The sequence below is a fragment of the Streptomyces sp. NPDC050211 genome (assembly GCF_040656035.1).
GTDB lineage: Bacteria > Actinomycetota > Actinomycetes > Streptomycetales > Streptomycetaceae > Streptomyces.
Genome location: NZ_JBFALC010000037.1, coordinates 60534 through 81368, shown reverse-complemented (window position 1 = coordinate 81368; position 20835 = coordinate 60534). Strand labels below are relative to the sequence as shown.

General features: G+C 70.6%; 21 protein-coding genes. 10 read left to right on the top strand and 11 right to left on the bottom strand.

The genetic code is table 11. The features are described from left to right. Nucleotides 1-109 precede the first annotated feature (109 nt). Together AB0I98_RS30730 and AB0I98_RS30725 are read right to left on the bottom strand one after the other, a co-directional pair. Complete coding sequence (locus AB0I98_RS30730; RefSeq protein ID WP_362947707.1) at nt 110-1528, bottom strand: HEAT repeat domain-containing protein; 1419 nt, start codon at nt 1526-1528, stop codon at nt 110-112. Nucleotides 1529-1850: 322 nt separating this feature from the next. Next, nucleotides 1851-2243 carry an ankyrin repeat domain-containing protein gene (locus AB0I98_RS30725; RefSeq protein WP_301978254.1) on the bottom strand — a complete coding sequence of 131 codons (393 nt, stop codon included), beginning with the start codon at nt 2241-2243 and terminating at the stop codon, nt 1851-1853. 256 nt (nt 2244-2499) lie between these two features. On the opposite strand from AB0I98_RS30725, the gene AB0I98_RS30720 reads away from it, so the two are divergent. Together AB0I98_RS30720 and AB0I98_RS30715 are read left to right on the top strand one after the other, a co-directional pair. Continuing rightward, a complete protein-coding gene (locus AB0I98_RS30720; protein ID WP_015661880.1) occupies nt 2500-2694 on the top strand; it encodes a hypothetical protein in 195 nt (64 codons plus the stop codon). Nucleotides 2695-2737: 43 nt separating this feature from the next. Continuing rightward, the gene (locus AB0I98_RS30715) at nt 2738-4342 is read left to right on the top strand and encodes a hypothetical protein (RefSeq protein WP_362947705.1); all 1605 of its coding nucleotides are present in this window, start codon (nt 2738-2740) and stop codon (nt 4340-4342) included. Between the two features lie 41 nt (nt 4343-4383). On the opposite strand, the gene AB0I98_RS30710 is transcribed toward AB0I98_RS30715, so the two are convergent. Next, nucleotides 4384-5892 (bottom strand): PLP-dependent aminotransferase family protein, encoded by a 1509-nt coding sequence (locus AB0I98_RS30710; protein WP_362947703.1) that lies wholly within the window; start codon nt 5890-5892, stop codon nt 4384-4386. Nucleotides 5893-5993: 101 nt separating this feature from the next. On the opposite strand from AB0I98_RS30710, the gene AB0I98_RS30705 reads away from it, so the two are divergent. From AB0I98_RS30705 to AB0I98_RS30690, 4 genes are all read left to right on the top strand, one after another. Then, nucleotides 5994-6647: a hypothetical protein gene (locus AB0I98_RS30705; protein ID WP_362947702.1), complete on the top strand. Its 654-nt coding sequence runs from the start codon at nt 5994-5996 to the stop codon at nt 6645-6647. Beyond that, nucleotides 6644-7411, top strand: a complete 768-nt coding sequence (locus AB0I98_RS30700; protein WP_362947701.1) for a glycerophosphodiester phosphodiesterase — start codon at nt 6644-6646, stop codon at nt 7409-7411. The genes AB0I98_RS30705 and AB0I98_RS30700 overlap by 4 nt, the downstream gene beginning before the upstream one ends. Before the next feature lie 42 nt (nt 7412-7453). Then, on the top strand, nt 7454-8800 hold the full coding sequence (locus AB0I98_RS30695) for an MFS transporter (protein WP_362947699.1): 1347 nt from the start codon (nt 7454-7456) through the stop codon (nt 8798-8800). A gap of 267 nt (nt 8801-9067) precedes the next feature. Next, entirely contained in the window at nt 9068-9442 is a 375-nt protein-coding gene (locus AB0I98_RS30690) for an RNA polymerase-binding protein RbpA (RefSeq protein ID WP_003977404.1), read from the top strand. Nucleotides 9443-9544: 102 nt separating this feature from the next. Here the strand turns inward: AB0I98_RS30690 and fxsA are convergent, their stop codons facing one another. From fxsA to AB0I98_RS30670, 4 genes are all read right to left on the bottom strand, one after another. Further along, on the bottom strand, nt 9545-10123 hold the full coding sequence (gene fxsA, locus AB0I98_RS30685; RefSeq protein ID WP_362947698.1) for an FxsA family membrane protein: 579 nt from the start codon (nt 10121-10123) through the stop codon (nt 9545-9547). Nucleotides 10124-10195: 72 nt separating this feature from the next. After that, nucleotides 10196-10996 (bottom strand): polyprenol monophosphomannose synthase, encoded by an 801-nt coding sequence (locus AB0I98_RS30680; protein WP_362947697.1) that lies wholly within the window; start codon nt 10994-10996, stop codon nt 10196-10198. A gap of 554 nt (nt 10997-11550) precedes the next feature. Beyond that, nucleotides 11551-13158 (bottom strand): amidohydrolase, encoded by a 1608-nt coding sequence (locus tag AB0I98_RS30675; protein ID WP_362947695.1) that lies wholly within the window; start codon nt 13156-13158, stop codon nt 11551-11553. A 47-nt stretch (nt 13159-13205) separates the two neighbouring features. Continuing rightward, nucleotides 13206-13646, bottom strand: a complete 441-nt coding sequence (locus AB0I98_RS30670) for an Lrp/AsnC family transcriptional regulator (RefSeq protein ID WP_039932055.1) — start codon at nt 13644-13646, stop codon at nt 13206-13208. Between the two features lie 268 nt (nt 13647-13914). Between AB0I98_RS30670 and AB0I98_RS30665 the strand changes: the two genes are divergently transcribed. Next, the gene (locus AB0I98_RS30665) at nt 13915-14361 is read left to right on the top strand and encodes a hypothetical protein (protein ID WP_362947693.1); all 447 of its coding nucleotides are present in this window, start codon (nt 13915-13917) and stop codon (nt 14359-14361) included. A gap of 220 nt (nt 14362-14581) precedes the next feature. Beyond that, a complete protein-coding gene (locus AB0I98_RS30660) occupies nt 14582-14830 on the top strand; it encodes a hypothetical protein (RefSeq protein ID WP_362947691.1) in 249 nt (82 codons plus the stop codon). On the opposite strand, the gene AB0I98_RS30655 is transcribed toward AB0I98_RS30660, so the two are convergent. Continuing rightward, nucleotides 14793-15965, bottom strand: coding sequence for an acyl-CoA dehydrogenase family protein (locus tag AB0I98_RS30655; RefSeq protein WP_362947689.1), 1173 nt, complete (start codon nt 15963-15965; stop codon nt 14793-14795). The genes AB0I98_RS30660 and AB0I98_RS30655 overlap by 38 nt on opposite strands. Before the next feature lie 322 nt (nt 15966-16287). Between AB0I98_RS30655 and AB0I98_RS30650 the strand changes: the two genes are divergently transcribed. Further along, nucleotides 16288-17520 (top strand): glycoside hydrolase family 18 protein, encoded by a 1233-nt coding sequence (locus AB0I98_RS30650; RefSeq protein WP_362947688.1) that lies wholly within the window; start codon nt 16288-16290, stop codon nt 17518-17520. A 57-nt stretch (nt 17521-17577) separates the two neighbouring features. Here the strand turns inward: AB0I98_RS30650 and AB0I98_RS30645 are convergent, their stop codons facing one another. From AB0I98_RS30645 to AB0I98_RS30635, 3 genes are all read right to left on the bottom strand, one after another. Next, nucleotides 17578-18237 carry a TetR/AcrR family transcriptional regulator gene (locus AB0I98_RS30645; protein WP_362947686.1) on the bottom strand — a complete coding sequence of 220 codons (660 nt, stop codon included), beginning with the start codon at nt 18235-18237 and terminating at the stop codon, nt 17578-17580. Between the two features lie 66 nt (nt 18238-18303). Then, entirely contained in the window at nt 18304-18450 is a 147-nt protein-coding gene (locus AB0I98_RS30640; protein ID WP_362947685.1) for an SCO1431 family membrane protein, read from the bottom strand. A gap of 66 nt (nt 18451-18516) precedes the next feature. Beyond that, nucleotides 18517-19881, bottom strand: coding sequence for a peptidase C39 family protein (locus AB0I98_RS30635; RefSeq protein ID WP_362947683.1), 1365 nt, complete (start codon nt 19879-19881; stop codon nt 18517-18519). Nucleotides 19882-20046: 165 nt separating this feature from the next. On the opposite strand from AB0I98_RS30635, the gene AB0I98_RS30630 reads away from it, so the two are divergent. Next, a complete protein-coding gene (locus AB0I98_RS30630; protein ID WP_362947681.1) occupies nt 20047-20703 on the top strand; it encodes a hypothetical protein in 657 nt (218 codons plus the stop codon). Nucleotides 20704-20835 lie beyond the last annotated feature (132 nt).

Here is a 20835-nt window from a genome sequence, read left to right as displayed (position 1 = left end):
GCGTCAACGTGGATCTTTCCCAGCGGCGAACGACTCGTGAGCGTTCCGCTGTCCACCCAAGCAGGCCAGATCCCGTCCATACGACTCTGACCCGCGAGTCATCTCGTGTTCACAGAGCGGGCGCGTCGGGGCCGATCCGGCTCCGTACGGCTGTCTGGACCTCGGCCTCCTCGGCCGGGTCCGCGGCGAGCCTGCGCAGTTGCTCCACGACCCGGGCATCGCCGGTCTCGGCGTGCCGGGCGGCGATCTCGCGGGTGGATTCCTCGCAGTCCCAGAGGCATTCGACGGCGAACCCGGCGGCGAAGGAGGGATCGGTGGCGGCGAGGGCCCGGGCGGCCCGGCCGCGTAGATGGGATGACGCCGTCTCACGGTAGATATGCCGCAATACGGGCGCGGCACAGGCGATTTCAAGCCGCCCGGCACCGTCCACCAGGGTCCACAGAGTCGGCGCGTCGGGCCCTTCGCCCCGAACGGCCTCCCGCAGCGCCCCCAGAATCAGATCTCGGTCCCCGGTGCCGCCACGACAGGCGAGCACCCGTCCGGCGGCGGCACCCAGGACGTCGGGCCGCCGGGCCCAGCCGCGGGCCCGGTCGATGGCGGCAATACTGCGCATACGTTCGAATGTGCCGACGGCGGCCTCCACAACGGCCGTCGAGCCGGTGGCCACGGCGACCTCGATCAGGTCGAGGGCATCCGGATCGTTGCTGTCGGCGAGATAGCGCAGCGCGGTGCAGCGGGCGCCCTCGGTGCCGTCCTTGGCGGCGGCGACGATGTCCGGCCGGTCCTCGGGGCCGGCCACGGCGGTGAGACAGCGGGCGGCCGGAACATGGAGCGCCACTCCGCGTTCCACGCCCTGCTGTGCCCACTCGAAGACGGCCTGCACGCTCCACCCGGGACGCGGACCGGTCGGGCTCATCTGACGCTGCCAGCGGTCGAAACAGCCGGTCTCCTGGGCAGCACGCACGCGCGTGGCGATCGATTCGCGCGGATCCTCGGCCCACAGGCGCCATGGCCGCGGCTCGAAGGCGTCCCGCACGGTGGCGGCCAGCTCGGCCTCGCCCTCGGCATCGGCGGGGAAGCGCGCCAGGACGGGGGCCGCGAGGGCACGCAGTCCGGCGTCGTCGTCCCGCAGGGCGAGCTCGTCCAGTGCCCAGGCCCAGTTGGAGCCCGTGGCGGCATACCTGCGCAGCAGCTCCAGGGCGTCCCGCCTGCCGTACGAGGCGAGGTGACCGAGGACGGCCAGGGTGAGCCCGGTGCGTGACTCCTCGGTGTCGAGGGCGTCCTCGACGTCGAAGAGGTGGGCCTCGATCTCGTCCAGCTCGCCGTTCAGGTCGAGGTAGAGACGGGCGTAGTACAGCGAGCGGTTCTCCACCTGCCAGTCGTGGCGGGGGTCGTGCAGCACGCAGTGGTTCAGTGCCGCGAGCGCTTCGGCGCGCGGGGCGGTGAGCGCGTGCAGCGTGCCGTCGCCGCGGCCCCGCTGAAGCAGGCCGAGCAGCGTACCGCTGGGCGCTATGACCGGATCGAACATGGGAAACAGCCTCACATCAAGCGTCGACGCAACCGGGATCTTGCTCTACCTGGCCGCGTGACAACACGTCGGGGCGCCCGCCGTTTCCTGCTTGCTGTAAGCCATCTTCCTCTGCCTCTCGTTGGTGGCCCGTGCGGACCGCTCACGGCCCGCGCGGTGCGGCAACATCTGCCCAGCCATCGCGTCCGTGAATCACGACGTCATGATGACTCGGCAGTTCTGCCTGCCGCGACCGAAATTTCGGGCGGCCCCGTACCGCCTCCCCCGTTGTTCGCTTCCTGCCTGCTTCGGATTTCCGTTTTGCCTGGTCAGGACGGTCGGATCAGTGTGCGCCGAACAACTCCAGCAGTTCGGCCTTGCCGAACATCCGGGCCGTGTCGATGGCCGACGGAGTACCCGCGGCCGGGTCGGCGCCACCCTCCAGGAGGGCTCGGATCACTTCTTCCTCGCCCTTGAAGACGGCCCCGGCGAGGGGCGTCTGCCCCCGGTCGTTGATCCGGTCAGCCTCGGCACCCCGGGCCAGCAGCGCCCGTACCGCGTCCGCGTGCCCGTGGTAGGCGGCGAGCATCACCAGGGAGTCGCCGCGGTCATTGGTGAGGTTGGCCGGCACACCCGCGTCGACGTAGGCCACGAGCGCCTCGGTCCGCCCCTGCCGGGCAAGATCGAAGATCTTGGTTGCCAGCTCCACGACCTCGGGGTCGGGGGCTTCAGTCATCAGCCGGACCGCCTCTCACTAGTACGGGTGAATCGCCAGCGTACTGGCTTCCCCGGCACATGAGCGGGTGTGCGCGGGGCAATGATCATCGCAGGACCGCGCTGCGCGACCCGACCTGCCCGAACCGCCGATGAACACTACGCCGCGTGGGGGAAATCCGCCGAAATTCACCCAGTTGCACCTTTAATAGTATGGATACATCCTGTGAGCCTGGAAGTACTCATGGTGACTGTCCCCGCGAACCAGGAGAACTCACATGATCCTGTCCATCTCAGGCGTGGTCCTGCTCGGCATCATCGTCTTCCTCTTCTTCAAGAAGGACGGACTCAAGGCCTCCCACGCCCTGGTGGCCGCACTCTTCGGCTTCTACCTGGCGAGTACGGCCATCGCCCCGAGCATCAAGGCCGGCGGCGAGAGCCTGGCGAGCCTCCTCGGCGGAATCAAGTTCTGACGCCGCCTTCCCGCCCGTACGCACGCATCTTCAGGAGACAGCAGTGGCCCGCCGCCCCCTCCCCCGCATTCTGAGCAACGGCAGCGCACAGCTCGCCCGGAGCCGGGAGCTGGCCCGGACGGCGGCCGACAGCGCCACCGATGTCCTCCACCCGCTGATCACGATCACCCGCGGTCTGCGCCGGCTGGCAGCGGCCGGACGGCGCAAGTGGGCCGACACCGCCAAGGACCGGCGCGGACCGCTGCTGTTCCTGGTGGCCTCGGTGATCCTGGTCGTGGCGCTCCTTCCGTACGGCCCGCTGCTGGCCGTCATCACCGTGATGGCGGCGGCGGCCTGGCAAGGCAGGGACCGCACCCGACCGGCCCCGGACGGCCCCGACGAGTCGCAGGCCAAACGCCTCCAGGCGCTGTACGAGGCCCTGGTCCCGTACTTCTCGACCGCCGAGGACCCCGCGCCCCTGTATGCGCACGGCGGCGCATGGGAGAAGGCGTTTCCCACCTACGGCTTCGACGGCACCGGCCGTGTCAACCACCTGGTGATCCGCTACCCGGCGTACTTCACGGACGGCGAGGCCGAGGCCCGGGCCCGTATCGAGTATCTGATCACCGCCAAGTCCGGCCGCGGCCGCGAGTACCACTTCACCTGGGACGAGGAGGGCAACCTGCTCACCGTCACGGTCCTCGCCCCGCTGCCGACCGACATCTCCGCCCAGCGCTTCGTCACGTCCCCCGGCGAGACGGTCCTCGGCTTCACCGACCCCATCCAGGTCCAGCGCACGCTCCCCCTCACCTTCGGTGAGGAACAGCGCGATGTCCCACCGGTCGTCTGGCGCACCGGCGTCCGCTCGACCGAGCCGCACCTGCTGGCCGTGGGGCAGCCGGGCAGCGGCACCTCGACCCTGCTGCGCTCCGTCGCCCTGCAGGCCCTCCAGCACGGCGACGTACTGATCGTCGAGGGCGGCGGCACCGGCGAGTACGCCTGCCTCATCGGCCGGGACGGCGTGCTGGCCGTGGAGTGCGCCCTGGCCGGGGCGCTGGCCAGCCTGGAGTGGGCCTCCGCCGAGACGGAGCGGCGCCTGATCGCGGTCAATCGCGCGCGCCAGGCGGGCCACCCGCCGCCGGACGACACCAAGCGCCCCCTGTGGATCCTCCTGGACCGCCCGAGCGCCTTCACCCACGTCGCCGCCGCGGACGGCCGCAAGGACCCGCAGTCCCTGCTCCAGGTCCCGCTCCGCCACGGTCGTGCGGCGAGCGTCACCGTGGTCGTGGCCGACCAGTTCGACAGCCTGGATACCTTGAGTGATCCGGTACGGCAGCACACCCGCGCGCGGGTCGTTCTGGGCCCGGCCACGGCCGACCAGTTGAAGACGGTCCTCGGTACACCCCCGCACACCACCCCCGTCACCCACGTCCCCCCGGGCCGCGGCTACGCCCGCCTCGGCACAGGCCAGGTCCACCGCCTCCAGGTCCCCGCCACCCCCGACCCCTACGACGACACCACAACAGAGGCCCACCGCCAGGCGGTACTGGCCCTCCTCCCCCCGAAAACAACACCTGCAGACGCAGAACCGGAACAACTGCCGGAAGAGTCGCAAGAGCCGGAACTGAAGCAGCTCACCGAAAAGGCAGCGGCAGTGGAACCCGCGTAGCGCAGACGTCAACCCAAGCTGGGCCCACCCCCCTCACACAGTCACGCCACAAACGTACGAGGCGTCTCAGTCCCCCCGGCTCCCCCAGCCCCACCGCTCTCCACCAACCGAGCCGCAGCAGCCAGCCGCGCCGCGGCCTCCTCCGCCACCGCGCCGCCGACGGTGAACGGCAACCGCACATACCCCTCGAAGGCCCCGTCCACCCCGAAGCGAGGCCCGGACGGCACCCGTACCCCTACCCGCTCCCCCGCCTCCGCGAGCCGCGACCCGGACAGCCCCCCGGTCCGCACCCACAGCGTCAGCCCACCTCGTGGCACCTCGAACTCCCACTCCGGCAACTGCTTCCGCACCGCAGCCACCAGCGCCTCCCGGTTGTCCCGCGCCTGACCACGCCGCACCTCCACCGCCTTCTCCCAACCCCCGGTGCTGAACAGCCAGTTCACGGCCAACTGCTCCAGCACAGGTGTCCCCAGATCCGCGTACGCGCGCGCGGCGACCAAGCTGCGGATCACATCGGGAGCCGCCCGCACCCACCCGATCCGCATCCCGGCCCAGAACGCCTTGCTCGCGGACCCCACGGTGATGACGGTCGAGCCGGCAGGGTCGAAGGCGCACACGAGCCGCGGCATCTCGACATCGTCGTCCAGCCACAGCTCGCTCATCGTCTCATCGGCGATCAGCACGGTCCCCGCCGACCGCGCCGCATCGACCAACTGCCGCCGCTGGTTCTCATCCGCCAGCGCACCGGTCGGATTGTGGAAGTCTGCGACGACATACGCGATCCGCGGCGCCGCCTCCCGCAGCACCTGCCGCCACCGGTCCATGTCCCACCCGGCAAGCCCCTCGGCCATGGCGACGGGCACGAGCCGCGCACCCGCCTCCCGCATCAGCTGCAGGATGTTGGCGTACGAAGGCGACTCCACCGCGATCCGCTCGCCCCGCCCGCCGAAAAGGTGGCAGATGGCGTCGATGGCACCCATCGCACCCGTCGTCACCATGATCTGCTCGGGCATGGTCGGAATCCCGCGTGCGGTGTACCGCTCGGCGATCATCGCGCGCAGCGCCGGCAGCCCCGCCGGATAGTCGCCATGCGTGTGCGCGTACGGCGGCAACTCCTCCAGCGCCCCCTGCACCGCCCGTGTCAGCCACGGCTCGGGCGCGGGCAGCGCCGCGCAGCCGAGGTCGATCATCGAACCGAGTGCCTCGGGCGGCAGGGGCTCCAGACCGCGCGCCGGCAGCGGATTGCCGGCCGGTACGGCGGTCCAACTGCCCGCCCCGCGCCGGGACTCCAGGAATCCCTCGGCGCGCAGTGCCTCGTAGGCCGCGGCGACGGTCGTACGACTGACGGACAGGGAGAGGGCCAGCTCGCGTTCGGCGGGCAGTCGCGCGGCCACCGGGACGCGGCCTTCGAGCACGAGCAGCCGGATGCCGTCGGCGAGCGCGCGGTAGGCGGGCGGACGGCGCGTGCCCGGGCCCGCGGGGCGGTCCTGCTGGGAGCTGAGCAGCCGGGCGAGCTGAGCCGCCCCCACCGCCGACGTCCACTGCGCCATGGAAATCAGTCCACCTTCCCCGAATTGGCCATGGTTGACGCTTCTTCTCAAGCCACAGGGTGTCATGCATCAGGCCACAACGACCACCAGGGGGGAACGTCTTGTCCGCGAAGGGCCAATTGACGCGCCGACTGATCCAGCTGTATGCCGGTCTCGCGCTCTACGGAGCGAGTTCGGCCCTCCTCGTGGAGGCTGGCCTGGGGCTCGAGCCGTGGAACGTGCTGCACCAGGGCCTGGCCGAGCTGACGGGCCTGACGATCGGCGTGGTGTCGATCGTGGTCGGCGCGGCGGTCCTGCTCCTGTGGATCCCGCTGCGCCAGCGTCCCGGCCTCGGCACCGTCTCCAACGTCTTCGTCGTCGGCATCGCCATGGACGGCACCCTCGCCCTGCTGCCCGCCGCCCACTCCCCGGCCGTACGCATCCCCCTCATGCTCGCCGGCATCCTGCTCAACGGCGTGGCCACCGGCCTCTACATCGCCGCCCGCTTCGGTCCGGGCCCCCGGGACGGGCTGATGACCGGGCTGCATCAGCGCACCGGCCGCTCGATCCGGCTGATGCGGACGGCCGTCGAGGTGGCGGTGGTCGTGACGGGCTTCGCCCTCGGCGGCACGATCGGCGTCGGCACCCTCCTGTACGCGGTCTCGATCGGCCCGCTGGCCCAGCTCTTCCTGCGCGTGTTCGCCGTTCCGTCGGCACCGGGCCGCAGCACGGTCGTTGCCGAAGGGCAACCCCATGGGGCGATACTTCGTCCGTGAGCACCCGGATACGCCACCCCTATCTCGACCATCCCGGCCCGATCGCCTTCGCCCACCGCGGCGGCGACGCGGACGGCCTGGAGAACACCGCGCTGCAGTTCCGGCGCGCGGTGGAGATGGGCTACCGGTACCTCGAGACCGACGTCCACGCCACGTCGGACGGAAAGCTCGTCGCCTTCCACGACGCGACCCTGGACCGGGTGACCGACGGGGCGGGCCGGATCGCCGACCTGCCGTGGAAGGACGTGGCGCACGCGCGCGTGGCGGGCAAGGAGCCGGTGCCCCTCTTCGAGGACCTGCTCGAGGAGTTTCCCGACATCCGCTGGAACGTCGACATGAAGGCCGAGCCCGCGCTCCACCCGCTTCTCGAGCTGATCGAGCGCACGAACACCTGGGACCGGATCTGCGTCGGCTCCTTCTCCGAGGCGCGCGTGGTGCGCGCCCAGCGGCTGGCCGGGCCGCGCCTGGCGACGTCGTACGGCACCCGCGGCGTCCTGAACCTGCGGCTGCGCTCCTGGGGCGTCCCGGCGGCGCTGCGCCGCTCGGCGGTCGCCGCGCAGGTGCCCGAGGCCCAGTCCGGCATCCAAGTGGTGGACCACCGCTTCATCCGCACCGCCCACGCGCGCGGGCTGCAGGTGCATGTGTGGACGATCAACGAGGCCGACGCCATGCACCGGCTCCTCGACCTGGGAGTCGATGGCATCATGACCGATCACATCGACACATTGCGCAAGGTCATGGAGGACCGGGGCCTCTGGGTGTGAGCCCCGGCAGGCGCTGGCCTTCTCGGGGAAGCGAGGGCACGGGTGGGCACCGGCACCGTGCGGACGGAAGCGGCCGACGAGGCCACGGATCGGCGGCGTGAACAGCGCGGCTGGTATTTCTACGACTGGGCGTGCTCCGTCTACTCGACGAGTGTGCTCACCGTGTTCCTGGGCCCCTATCTGACCTCGGTCGCGAAAGAGGCCGCGGACGGCGACGGATTCGTGCATCCCCTGGGGATTCCGGTCCGCGCGGGGTCCTTCTTCGCGTACTCGGTGTCCCTGTCGGTGATCGTGGCCGTGCTGGTGATGCCCCTGGTGGGCGCCGCCGCCGACCGCACCGGCCGCAAGAAGCCGCTCCTCGCGACCGCCGCCTACGTGGGGGCCGCGGCGACGACAGCGATGTTCTTCCTCGACGGGAACCGCTATCTGCTCGGCGGCCTCCTGCTGATCGTCGCCAATGCCGCCCAGTCCGTGGCGATGATGCTCTACAACTCCTACCTGCCGCAGATCGCCCCGCCCGAGGAACGCGACGCGGTCTCCTCCCGGGGCTGGGCGTTCGGCTACGCGGCGGGCGCGCTGGTCCTCGTACTGAATCTGGTGCTCTATCTCGCCCATGACACCTTCGGTGTCTCGGAGAGCACCGCCGTCCGCATCTGTCTCGCCTCGGCCGGCCTGTGGTGGGGCGCGTTCACCCTCATCCCGCTACGACGGCTGCGCGACCGCCGGTCCACGGCGAAGGAGGCGACCGCCCCCGGATTCCGGCAGCTGGCGGCGACCGTCCGCGACATGCGCCGCCATCCGCTGACGCTGGCGTTCCTGCTGGCGTATCTCGTCTACAACGACGGCATCCAGACGGTGATCTCCCAGGCCTCCGTCTACGGCTCCGAGGAGCTGGGGCTCGGGCAGTCGACGCTGATCGGGGCGATTCTCATGGTCCAGGTGCTGGCGGTGGTGGGCGCCCTCGCGCTGGGGCGGCTGGCCCGGGCGTACGGCGCCAAGCGCACGATCCTCGGCTCACTGATCGCCTGGACGGTGACCTTGGGCGCGGGCTACTTCCTGCCGGCGGGCGCTCCGGTCTGGTTCTTCGTGCTCGCCGCCGGGATCGGCCTCGTCCTCGGCGGCAGCCAGGCACTGTCCCGCTCGCTGTTCTCGCATCTGGTCCCGCCCGGAAAAGAGGCCGAGTACTTCTCGGCGTACGAACTCAGCGACCGGGGCATGAGCTGGCTGGGCCCTCTTCTGTTCGGTCTCACCTACCAGCTGACCGGAAGTTATCGGGACGCGATCATCTCTCTAGTGGCCTTCTTCATCCTGGGATTTGCCCTGCTCGCACGGGTTCCGGTGCGGCGGGCGATCGCCGACGCGGGCAACCCCGTTCCGGACAGGATTTAGCGCTCAAGGCGAAAGGGCGGTAGTGTACGCGTTTGGCCTGCCAGGCGTACCGTTACTGCGCGTCAAAGATGCCGAAACGCTGGGTGACATCTGCTAGCAGATGTGACAAACCGGGCGCTGGTGGGTACAACAAGGGGCGGCTACGACGGCGACGCATGACCCGGAACGGGACACGGAACGGGAATCTTTACCGCCGACCGGACGTTGACCGGATGACGACGACAGCGACACCTGTCCTGTGGGCGACAAGCCCGGGAGGCACGATTCATGAGTGAGCGAGCTCTTCGCGGCACGCGCCTCGTGGTGACCAGCTACGAGACGGACCGCGGCATCGACCTGGCCCCGCGCCAGGCCGTGGAGTACGCATGCGAGAAGGGGCATCGCTTTGAGATGCCCTTCTCGGTCGAGGCGGAGATCCCGCCGGAGTGGGAGTGCAAGGTCTGCGGGGCCCAGGCACTCCTCGTTGACGGCGACGGCCCTGAGGAAAAGAAGGCCAAGCCCGCGCGTACACATTGGGACATGCTGATGGAGCGGCGCACCCGCGAGGAGCTCGAAGAGGTCCTTGAGGAGCGTCTGGCAGTTCTGCGGTCCGGTGCGATGAACATCGCGGTACATCCGCGCGACAGCCGCAAGTCCGCGTGATTCCTGCGGGGCTTGGGCAGTAAGCAACACACGCACACAACCGCGGGCGCCGTACGTGAGATTGACGTACGGCGCCCGCGGTTTTCGTGTGCCCGGGGGGCCTCAGCCCGTGAGCGGCGGGCGCGGACCCTGCGGGGCGTCCCCCGGCTCGTCCCGGATGACCTCACCCTGCACGACCTTGCCGTCGGGGCGGTGCATGCGCGCCTGCTGGAAGGCGTCGCCCAGGGTGCCGGAACCAGCCTCGCGCAGTGTGCGCTCGAAGGTGCGCTGCGCATACCGGCTGATGGCCTTCTGGACCGGCGGGACCAGCAGGATCAGACCCACCGCGTCCGAGACCAGGCCGGGGATCATCAGCAGCAGACCGCCGAGCATCATCAGCCCGTTGCCCTCGCTGTTGCCCGACGGGGCCGGGGGCGGCGTCGCACCGCTCTGCTGCTGTTGCAGCGTCTCGGTGAGGTTCCGGAAGGCACGGCGGCCGGCCCGCTTGATGACCACCGCGCCGAGCACGAACCCGGCGAGCAGCAGCAGGAACACCGTGAACCCGCTGGAGGCGCCCGCGACCACGGTCAGCAGCCAGATCTCCAGCACCAGCCAGGCGGCGATGGACAGCGGCAGGAAGGTGCGCAGCCGGGAGCGCCGGGGCCGTGCGGGGTGGGTGGGGGGCGGAGCGCCAGTCGTCATGCGTCCAGTGTGCCTGGGTCCGGCTCAGTACGGGATAAGGGGACGATCAATGGTGCCTGTGAGGCCGTATGGCTACGACTGTGACGGCTTGCCCCGGCCGAAGACCTTGCCGACCCGCTCCCCCACGCCCCATGTGGTGACCCGCCACAGCGCCTCCACGAGGATGTCCCGGCTCATCTTGGAGTCGCCGTGCTCGCGCTCCACGAAGGTGATGGGGACCTCGACGACGTGGTACCCGGCCTTGATCGCGCGGCGGGCCAGGTCGACCTGGAAGCAGTAGCCCTGGGAGGCGACCTCGTCGAGGCCGAGGCCCTCCAGGGTCTCGCGGCGGAAGGCGCGGTAGCCGCCGGTGACGTCACGGATGGGGACGTCGAGCAGCACGCGCGAGTAGAGGCTGCCGCCGCGGGAGATGAACTCACGGGACTTGGGCCAGTTCACCACGCGGCCGCCGGGCACCCAGCGGGAGCCGAGCACCAGATCGGCGCCCTTGAGCGCGGTGAGCAGCCGGGGCAGTTCCTCGGGCTGGTGGGAGCCGTCGGCGTCCATCTCGATCAGTACGCCGAAGCCGTGCTCCATGCCCCAGTGGAACCCCGCGAGGTAGGCGGCGCCGAGGCCCTCTTTGCCCTTCCGGTGCAGGACATGGACCTGGTCGTCATCGACGGCCAGTTCGTCGGCGAACTTGCCCGTGCCGTCGGGGCTGTTGTCGTCGGCGACGAGCACGTGGGCCTCGGGGACGGCCTTGCGCACCCTCCCGACGATCGCCTTGATGTTCTCCGCCTCGTTGTAGGTCGGGATGATCACCAAGGCCGTGCCGAGCGGCCCGAACTGCCTCCCCTGGCTGTGTGCCGCGAGGGTCCCGTCGCCGTCGTTCACTGCTGCCCCTTCGTGTCCGTGCGCAGGGGTCCACCATAGTGGGCGCTGCCTGCGCCGACGCGTCAGAAGGGTCGTACACCGGTGTCGATTCGGCAAGAGCCGGGTAAGTGTCCCCTTTTCGACGTCTGTGATCCATGACGTCCGCGGGTCTGCGGATGGGGGCCCGGCGCCCTTCGGGCCGACCTGGGACCCGCTGGCTGCGGGTCGACCGAAAGGCCGTTGTCTACTGAGCGCCCGGGCCCCACCCGGGTCACACCTCCCCGACCGGCCGGAACGCTCCCTCGTCGCGGCGCGGGCGCTGAGCCTGGCTGCCAGTGGCGGTGCCCCGGTGCGGGGACACCGTCCCTGACCCAGCGGCGTGGCGACGACTGCACGGAGGTTCTCCGGTCGGGCGTCCGGTGGTGGACTGGGCCGAACCTACCGGCCCCCCGCCATCGGCTGTCAACAGCCGTTTGACCTGCGGATATCTACTCAAAGCCCTGGTCAGTGCGGAGGATACGCAGGTCGAGCGACACCGCGCCGGGCGCCGATCTTGTGCACGCCACCCCGTGACGTCACTCGCCCGGCCGTACAAACACGGTTCGTCCGCCCACCACGGTCCGCAGGCAGACGGGGAGGTCGGCGCCCGGGCTCAGATCGGGCAGACCGGGGGTGCCGGAGCGGGGGTCGGTCGACCAGCGTGCGACCCGGTCGTCCGGGGCCTGCACGACCAGCGCGTCGGTGCGCCACACGGCGTAGTCCGCGGGTGCGCCCGGCACCAGCACCCCCGCGTCGTCCCGTCCGACGGCCCGCCAGCCGCCCCGGGTGTGGGCCGTGAACGCGGCGCGCGCGGAGACCCGGTGCTCAGGCGTCCGGTGGAAGACGGCGGCACGGACGGTGCCCCAGGGGTCGAGGGGCGTGACCGGGCTGTCGGAGCCGAAGGCGAGCGGGACTCCGGAGCGCAGCAGGGCCGCGAAGGGGTTCAGCAGGCGAGCCCGCTGTACGCCGAGACGCTGGGCGTACATGCCCTCCTCGCCGCCCCACAGCGCGTCGAAGGCGGGCTGCACGGAGGCGGTCAGACCGAGCTCGGCGAAGGCGGCGACGGTGTCCGGGGTGAGCATCTCGGCGTGCTCGACGCGATGCCGGGCGGCGCGGACGCGGGCGAGACCGACCTTCTCGGCGGCGGCGCGCACGCCGTCCACCACGGCCGTCACGGCGGCGTCCCCGATCGCGTGGAAGCCCGCCTGGAGGCCCGCCTCGGTGCAGGCGGCGACATGGGCGGCGACCGCGGCGGTGTCCAGGTAGGAGACGCCGGTGTGGTCGGCGTCGGCGTACGGCTCGTGCAGACACGCGGTGTGCGAGCCGAGGGAGCCGTCGACGAACAGGTCGCCGGCCGCGCCGATGGCGCCCAGCTCGCGCGCCTTCTCGACATCCTGCTCGGCCCAGTAGCCCACCACGCGCGGGCCCGGCTCCTCGGCCGCGAGCCGCAGCAGGCCCGTGAAGTCGTCCTCCGAGGAGATGTCGGGGCCGGCGCACTCGTGGACCGAGCCGATGCCGACGGAGGCGGCGTGCGCGAGGGCGGCGCGCTGGGCCTCGGTGCGCTGTGCGGGCGTCACGGCTGCGAACGCGGCGGCGCGTACGGCGTGATGGGCGTCGCGGGTGAGCGGTTCGTCGGCCCGCGTGATCCCGCCGGGGACCAGATCGAGCAGGGCCGTCGTGACGACCGCCGAGTGGACGTCGATGCGGGACAGGTACAGGGGGCGGCCGCCGGTCGCCGCGTCGAGTTCCGCGCGGGTCGGCGGGCGGCCGCCGGGCCAGCGGGCGGCGTCCCAGCCGTGACCGAGAAGCACCCGGTCGTCCGGGCGGGCGGCGGCGAAGTCCCGTACGGCGGCGAGGGCCGCGTCGAGGGAGGGAGCGGTGGACAGGTCCAGGCCGGTGAGGGCGAGACCGGTGGACGTGGTGTGGACGTGGGCGTCGGTGAACGCGGGGGTGACGAGCGCGCCGTCGAGGTCGACGACCTCGTCCACCCCCTCGGCGAAGGCGTCGGCAGCACCTTCGGAGCCCACCCAGGCGACCTGTCCGCGCTCGACGACCATCGCGGTCGCGAACGGATCGGCGGGGCTGTGGACCTCCCCGCGGCGGAGGAGGACGGTGCGGGGGGAGGCAGCGGCGCGTTCACTCATGAGGGACAGTTTCGCGCCTCACGCGCGGCGGTCTGTCAGCAGGGCGCTCAGATCCTCGGCGGCCGTGCCTCGTACGGCGTCGACAGCACGACCGTGGTCCGCGTCGAGACACCTGCCAGCGACCTCACCCGGGCCAGCAGCTCCTCCAGCTCGTGCGGGGTGGCCACCCGGACCTTGAGGATGTAGTTCTCGTCGCCCGCGACGCTGTGGCAGGCCTCGATCTCGGGCACGCCGGCCAGTCGCTCGGCGATGTCGTCGGGAGCGCTGGGGTCGAACGGCTTGACCGAGATGAAGGCGGTCATGGGCAGCCCCACGGCCTCGGGGTCGACGACCGCCGCGTACCCGCGGATGACGCCGCGCTGTTCCAGCCGGCGCACGCGCTGGTGCACGGCCGACGTGGACAGGCCCGTGGCCTTGCCCAGGTCGGTGTAGCTCATCCGCCCGTCCTTGACGAGCAGCTGCACGATCTGTCGGTCCAGCTCCTCCATGGCGCAAGAACCTACAGTGCCGTTGATCTCCTCGGATACCTGAGCACTCCAGGTCATACCCGGTTCGTGATGTGCCCGAGAGCAGCCTGTGAGCGGACTGAGGGACAAACGTGCCACCCCGGGCACCTGCGGATGGCATGTGACGAACGCCACAGGCCCGCCGGATTCTCCGTGATGTTCCCGTGATTAACGCCGAGACGGGGCGGGAAGTGCTTGCTGTGGTCGAGGCCGCAGTGCCGTCACGGCCCAGCCCGAGGGGGAGAATCCCATGCACAGTGTTAAGCGCCCTGGTCGAACCGCGCCCAAGAGGCAGCAGCCGGTCGTCGAGCCCCAGCCGGAGGGCGTCGAACCCGACGCTGCCGAGGCTCTCGAAGCGGAGGAGTTCGACGCGTACGACACCTTCGAGATGTACCGGGTGATCTGCCCGGACTGCGCACAGCCCATCGCCCTGCTGGCGGACGAGGAGATCCTGCCGGAGCATGCTCTGTGCGCTTCGCCGTGGAACCCCTTCGGGCTCACGGTCTGCGCCGGCACCGGCCGGCGCGCCTCCGAGGCCCGTCCCGCGGACGAGTCGGCCGAGCCCCAGGAGCAGGACACCGCCCTGCTGCTGACGCTTCCGCAGGGGCTGGACTGGCGCAAGCAGCCCTTCTCGCACGTCGGCGGACCGGGTTCGCGCCCCATGCGGGTCCCCGTGATGCGACGTCACGCCGCCTGAGCCGGCTCGCTCAGTCCCCGTAGCTGCCCTGCACCACGGCTCGCACGCTGCCGTGGTGCAGGATCAGTGCGTCCAGGTCCGCCGACAGGTCGACCGAGGCGGTGCGACTGACGGCATGTCAGGTAATCGGAGGAAACCATATACCGAGCAATACGTCCGCGAACTCACAGACGATTTCGCCGCTCGGTGACCTGCCGATCGACCCGGGCGTTGGCCAGGTATGACCCCCACCTATCCGGCGACGGGACGAGCCCGCCGGGTGTTCGTCCCGGCGCCCGCAAAACCGGTTCCGCCGGCGCCCCCGCAGCCCCAGGATCCCCCCATCTACCGCGATCTCATGCGCAAGTGGGCCGACCGCGGGCGCACCCTGCCGGGGCGCCACGACCCGGAGTGGACCCGGCTCGCGGCGCCGCCGCGCGGACTGAGTCAGGTCAGCGGGTCTCGGGACCTGCGAGATGACGGGCGATGACCATCCGCTGGATCTGGTTGGTGCCCTCGACGATCTGCAGCACCTTGGCCTCGCGCATATAGCGCTCGACCGGGAAGTCGGCCGTGTAGCCATACCCGCCGAGGACCTGGACGGCGTCCGTGGTGACCTTCATCGCCGTGTCGGTGCAGTGCAGCTTGGCCATGGCGGCCTGCTTGGCGAACGGCCGGCCGGCGTCCCGCAGCCGCGCCGCCGCCAGATAGAGCGCCCGGCCCGCCTCGATCTGGGTCGCCATGTCGGCGAGCAGGAAGCGCAGCCCCTGGAAGTCGGAGATCGGCCGCCCGAACTGCTGCCGTCCGGTGGCGTACGCAAGCGCCTCGTCGAGCGCCGCCTGGGCCAGGCCGATGGCGCAGGCCGCGATGCCGAGCCGCCCGGAGTCGAGCGCGGCGAGGGCGATTGCGAAGCCCTGCCCCTCGTCGCCGATCCGCCGTTCGTCGGGCACCCGCACCCCGTCGAAGTGGACCTGCGCGGTCGGCGACCCCTTCATGCCCATCTTCTTCTCCGGCGCCGCCGCGCTCAGCCCCTCCGCGTCGGCGGGCACCAGGAACGCGGTGATCCCGCGCGCGCCCTCCGCGCCGGTGCGAGCCATGACCATATAGAAGTCGGCGACCCCGCCATGGGTGATCCAGGCCTTCGTGCCGGTGATCACCCAGTCGTCGCCGTCCCGCACGGCCCTCGTCCGCAGTGAGGCCGCGTCCGAGCCGGACGAGGGCTCGGACAGGCAGTACGCGCCGAGCAGTCCGCCGCCGAGCATGTCGGGCAGGAACTCGACCTGCTGCTGCTTGATGCCGTAGGTGGCGAGCGCATGGCAGGACAGGGAGTGGACGCTCACGCCGAGGCCGACGGTGAGCCGAGCCGCGGCCAGCTCTTCGAGGACCTGGAGGTAGATCTCGTACGGCTGGTCGCCGCCGCCGTACTCGGAGTCGTACGGCAGTCCGAGGAGGCCGGATTCCGAGAGCAGGGTGAAGATCTCGCGCGGGAAGCGTCCGGCGTCCTCCTCCTCGGCCGCCTTCGGGGCGATCTCGCGCTGAGCGATGTCACGGACGAGGGCGAGCAGATCGCGTGCCTCGTCCGTGGGCAGTTGTCGGTCCACCGGCTGCGGGGTGCGGTCGGTCATGGCGACGCTCTCCTCCCTGACGGGCACTGACGGGCGCGCCTGGTGGGTGGGGCGGCTCCGACGGTCTGTCTCGATGCGGGCCGGTGCTCGGGTTCTCCCGGGTTGCGGAAGGTTCTGACCAGCGGCTCTGCGCTGTGAGTATGCCCGATCGAAGGCCCTCCGTCACCAGTTAACGACCGCTTACTCCAGGTAAATTCCAGCCGCCGAAAATTGGTCCGAACCATTGACCTACTGGTCTAGTCCTCCTACTCTGGCGCATCACCGCTTGACCGCGTTCATGCCAATCGGCCCGCGCTCCCTCTCCCCCACGAGGAGACACCCGATGCACCCTCCCCACCGTCCCCGCGCCCGGTTCCGGGCACTGATGTCCGCCGTCTGCTGCGCCGTCCTCGGCGCGGGACTCCTCGCCGGCGCGAGCACCGCCACCGCCGAGCCCACCAAGAAGGCAGCCGCCGGGTCCAAAGTGATCGGCTACTTCACGGAGTGGGGCACCTACGACCGCAAGTACTACGTCAAGAACATCGAGACCTCCGGCTCGGCGGCCAAGCTCACCCACATCAACTACGCCTTCGGCAATGTCACCGGCGGCAAGTGCGCGGCGGGCGACAACTACGCGGCCACCGAACGGACTTACACCGCCGCCGAGTCGGTGGACGGCGTCGCCGACACCTGGGACCAGCCGCTGCGCGGCACCTTCAACCAGTTGCGCGAACTGAAGAAGAAGCACCCCGGCCTCAAGGTCCTCTGGTCCTTCGGTGGTTGGACCTGGTCGTCCAGTTTCGGCGAGGCCGCCAGGAACCCGGCCGCGTTCGCCCAGTCCTGCTACGACCTGGTCGAGAACTCCAAGTGGGCGGATGTCTTCGACGGCATCGACATCGACTGGGAGTACCCGAACGCCTGCGGCGCCACCTGCGACACCAGCGGCCGGGCCGCCTTCAAGAACCTCATGCAGGCACTACGCGCCAAGTTCGGCGCGAGCAACCTGGTGACCGCGGCGATCACCGCGGATGCGACCGCGGGCGGCAAGATCGACGCGGCGGACTACGCGGGCGCGGCCCAGTACGTCGACTGGTACAACCCGATGACCTACGACTTCTTCGGCGCCTGGGACGCGGCCGGCCCCACCGCACCGCACTCCCCGCTGACCTCGTACACCGGCATCCCGAAGGCGAACTTCCACTCCTCGGCGACCATCGCGAAGCTCAAGGGCCTCGGCATTCCCGCCTCGAAGCTGCTGCTCGGCATCGGCTTCTACGGCCGCGGCTGGACCGGCGTCACCCAGTCGGCACCCGGCGGCACCGCGACCGGCCCGGCGGACGGCACCTGGGAGGACGGCATCGAGGACTACAAGGTGCTCAAGACCAAGTGCCCGGCGACCGGCACCGTGGGTGGCACCGCGTACGCCAAGTGCGGGACCAACTGGTGGAGTTACGACACCCCCGCGACCATCGCGACCAAGATGACGTACAAGAACCAGCAGGGTCTGGGCGGCACGTTCTTCTGGGAGCTGAGCGGCGACACGGCGGGCGGCGAGCTGATCAAGGCGATCAAGTAGCCCCGTTCCACGGGGGCTTGGGGCGGGGGACCACGAGACCTCCGCCCCTTGGGCTGTTCAGGTGTCTCGGCGGGCCGGCTGGGGGGCGGGGTAGGTCGGGTCCAGTTCTTCGATGGCGCGCATCGCGCCGCCCAGCGACTTGACCAGCAGTTCGCACATGACGTCGCGGGAGAGTTCGGGGTGGTCGATCCAGTCCAGGGCGGCACCTTCGACGCTGCACACCCAGGCGAGCAGGCCCATGCGGGCCAGCGGGGCGATGTCGCTGCTGCCGTACGCACCTTCGGCGATGGTCGCGACGATCGCCTCGCGCACCCCGTCCCGGATGGCGTGCACCTCGGCATCGAAGCCGACGCCGCCGCTGACGATGGTGCGGTAGGCGGCCTGGTTGTGCTCGGCGTAGCGCAGATAGCTGTCGATCGTGCGGTGGACGCGGTCCACCGGCGGCAGTTCGAGACCGCTCGCGGCGTAGGTGACCAGGTCGGCGACGGAGTCCTTGATGATCGCCAGGTAGTAGCCGCGCTTGGACTGGAAGTAGTAGTAGATCAGCCCCTTGGCCACCTGCGCCTGCCGGGCGATGTCGTCCATCGAGAGCGCGTCGTAGGACGTGTCGGCGAACAACTTCCGCCCGATGGCGATGAGTTCGGCGCGACGCGCCAGCGAGCGCTCGGTGGCCCGCACCCGGGGACGTTCGGCGTCACGCTGATGGCTGATATTCAATTTCGACCCTGGTCTTCAACGGGCTGCGGGACATCCGCAGTATGTCAGGTCGAACAGGGGATCAGGTCACAGCAGTCCAAGTTGGGCCACGAGCATCGCGACCACCACGACCAGGGTCCAGCCCATGATGTGCTCGAGGATCTTCGGGCCGTCGTCCTTGGGCCCGCCCGTCCTGGCGCGGGCGCGGGAGGCGGTGGCTGCGTTCGCGGTCATGATGTCCACCTTGCCAGCATCAGGGGCTTTTGCGGCCGAGACCTTGCTCACAGCCCGACGGACGCCTCAGTGCACGCCCACAGCCTCGAGCGCCAGGCGCTGCTGAGCGGTCGGCTGCGCCGGGAAGTACAGATAGCAGACGCCGCCCGTGCCGGAGACGACGGCGCCCGCGGCGTTGTACCGCTTGGTCCTCAGCCAGATGTTCTCCCAATCCCGGCGCCGGTAGACGCGTCGCACCGCCTCGTTGCTCGGCGAGGCCGGGTCATTGGCGATCACATCGCCGTCCGCCGTGAACCCGATGACCGTCATCAGATGCCCGGCGGTCCCGTACCCCGCCCCCGTCAGCTCGCTCGCCAGGAAGGACTGGGAGGTCATGGCCGGAATGCCGGCCGCGATCAGCGTCTCCAGGTCGGTGAGCGAACCGAGCCGGGTGACCACGCCCTGGAGCCCCTTGAAGGTGGCGGCGTAGGCGGCGTTGAACGGCCAGTTGCCGCAGCCCTCGTACTGGTGGTCGTAGGTGAACCGGGCCGCGTGGCACACCTGCGGATCGGCGTACGACGGGTCGACCCAGGCCAGCTGCTCGGGTGTGAGACGGCCGCCCCAGTACTCGATGATCATCTGCGAGGAGGTGGGGCTGCACCAGGCCTCGCCGCCGTTGTCGTACTCGGGGTACTGGCCCTCGTGGATGTCCTGCGAGTAGCGCGGCACGGCCAGCTCCCGGGCCAGGCCGGGCGTGGTGGCCGGGACGGTGAAGCGGTCGGGGACGTCGGAGCCCATCGCGCCCAGCCGCCACACGGTAAGGGTGCTCTTGATGCCCGGCTTGCGGTAGAGGGTCAGCCGCAGCCGGTACGACGCCAGCCGCAGGCCCGTCGACGGGTCGTCGATCGCGAAGGTGTCCGTCCAGATGCTGCTCTTGCCGTCCTTCTGGTCGTCGACCGACGTGCGCTTGATGTCCCGGTCACCGGCGGCCCAGCGGCCCATCACGTACCAGGGGGTGTTCGTGCCGTCCGTGTACGTCCCCCGCAGCTCGACCTGGAGCCAGGTGCCGTCCGGGGTGTGCGCGTTCCAGGACGCGATCGCCTCGGCCGAGGGGACGGAGAGCCGGTGGACGGGGGACGTCCAGGTCGCGTACTCCCAGGTGGCCGTCCTGCCGGTGTGCGGGTCGGTGTAGTCGACGGTGCCCACGGGGGCGTCGAGCACGACGCCGGGGCGGGAGCCGGCGACGGGCCGGGTGCCGCGGGCGGTGCCGCCCCGCCAGTCCGCGTACGTGGTCCAGGCACGGTTGTCGACAAACCGAGTCTGGGCCTGCGCGGGGTCCTCGGCGTCTGCCGTGGCGTCGGTGGCGGTGGCGGGGGCCGAGCCGCCCGCGACGGCCGCGACGACGGCGGCGGCCAGGACGCTTCTGCGGGACGGCTGTTCGGCTCTGCTCATGGGCGGCAATCCCCCAGGTGTCCGAGTCGGGGCAGGTCCGGTGCACGGTGGTGCGCCCACTATGGACGGAGGCGATGTACTCGGGCCAGCACATCCGCTCATGCCACACCCACCAACATTGGTGTCGACCACTGTCACGACCTGCGGCGCGGCCCCGCACCTAGAATGAATTGCCCACCTTCCGCACCCCCGGGAATCACGATTCACGACCTCGCCCTCCGGCTCCGCCGCCTCCCCCCGTCCTGCGGTCCGGTCCGTCTGATCGGGATCGACGGACACGCCGGCTCCGGAAAGTCCACGTTCGCCGGGCAGTTGGCCGACGCGCTGGGCGGCGCTCCCGTGCTCCGTCTCGACGACATCGCCAGCCATGAGGAACTGTTCGACTGGACGGACCGGCTGCTGGCCCAGGTGATCGAGCCGCTCGCGCAGGGCAGGACCGCGCGCTATGCCCCGTACGACTGGCGGGCCCGCCGCTTCGGACCGGACCGCCTGCTGCCGCCCGCACCCGTGATCCTCATCGAGGGCGTCGGCGCCGGACGCCGGGCACTGCGCCCGCACCTGGCCCAGCTGCTGTGGATGGAGTTGCCGCACGAGGAGGCCTGGACACGGGGGCGGAACCGGGACGGGGAGGAACAGCGGGAGTTCTGGGCCGGGTGGGTCGAGGCGGAGCGGCGGCATTTCGCCGATGACCCTTCGCGCCCCTTCGCCGACCTCCTGGTACGACAGTGCGAAAAGGGATACAAGGTGTGCCCGGGGCCTGTTGGAACGGTTGGTCCGGACCGCGAAATCACACACGGTGACGGGCCATCGGCAATGTGCTGAACTTGTGAAGACCCGCACGTTCGAACTTCGCGGAGTCCCCCAACTCGGCTTGACCGGGGGGCCGTACAGGTCTTACGTTCTCAATGTGCGGCCATTTGAGAGCCGCCCAGAGACGCGAAGCCCCCGGTTGTT

What these genes read in the sequence shown, in the direction of transcription:
- AB0I98_RS30730 (WP_362947707.1), bottom strand. Translation starts at nt 1,528, where the DNA reads ATGTTCGATCCGGTCATAGCGCCCAGCGGTACGCTGCTCGGCCTGCTT.
- AB0I98_RS30725 (WP_301978254.1), bottom strand. Translation starts at nt 2,243, where the DNA reads ATGACTGAAGCCCCCGACCCCGAGGTCGTGGAGCTGGCAACCAAGATC.
- AB0I98_RS30720 (WP_015661880.1), top strand. Translation starts at nt 2,500, where the DNA reads ATGATCCTGTCCATCTCAGGCGTGGTCCTGCTCGGCATCATCGTCTTC.
- AB0I98_RS30710 (WP_362947703.1), bottom strand. Translation starts at nt 5,892, where the DNA reads ATGGCGCAGTGGACGTCGGCGGTGGGGGCGGCTCAGCTCGCCCGGCTG.
- AB0I98_RS30690 (WP_003977404.1), top strand. Translation starts at nt 9,068, where the DNA reads ATGAGTGAGCGAGCTCTTCGCGGCACGCGCCTCGTGGTGACCAGCTAC.
- fxsA (WP_362947698.1), bottom strand. Translation starts at nt 10,123, where the DNA reads ATGACGACTGGCGCTCCGCCCCCCACCCACCCCGCACGGCCCCGGCGC.
- AB0I98_RS30675 (WP_362947695.1), bottom strand. Translation starts at nt 13,158, where the DNA reads ATGAGTGAACGCGCCGCTGCCTCCCCCCGCACCGTCCTCCTCCGCCGC.
- AB0I98_RS30670 (WP_039932055.1), bottom strand. Translation starts at nt 13,646, where the DNA reads ATGGAGGAGCTGGACCGACAGATCGTGCAGCTGCTCGTCAAGGACGGG.
- AB0I98_RS30665 (WP_362947693.1), top strand. Translation starts at nt 13,915, where the DNA reads ATGCACAGTGTTAAGCGCCCTGGTCGAACCGCGCCCAAGAGGCAGCAG.
- AB0I98_RS30660 (WP_362947691.1), top strand. Translation starts at nt 14,582, where the DNA reads ATGACCCCCACCTATCCGGCGACGGGACGAGCCCGCCGGGTGTTCGTC.
- AB0I98_RS30655 (WP_362947689.1), bottom strand. Translation starts at nt 15,965, where the DNA reads ATGACCGACCGCACCCCGCAGCCGGTGGACCGACAACTGCCCACGGAC.
- AB0I98_RS30650 (WP_362947688.1), top strand. Translation starts at nt 16,288, where the DNA reads ATGCACCCTCCCCACCGTCCCCGCGCCCGGTTCCGGGCACTGATGTCC.
- AB0I98_RS30640 (WP_362947685.1), bottom strand. Translation starts at nt 18,450, where the DNA reads ATGACCGCGAACGCAGCCACCGCCTCCCGCGCCCGCGCCAGGACGGGC.
- AB0I98_RS30635 (WP_362947683.1), bottom strand. Translation starts at nt 19,881, where the DNA reads ATGAGCAGAGCCGAACAGCCGTCCCGCAGAAGCGTCCTGGCCGCCGCC.
- AB0I98_RS30630 (WP_362947681.1), top strand. Translation starts at nt 20,047, where the DNA reads ATGAATTGCCCACCTTCCGCACCCCCGGGAATCACGATTCACGACCTC.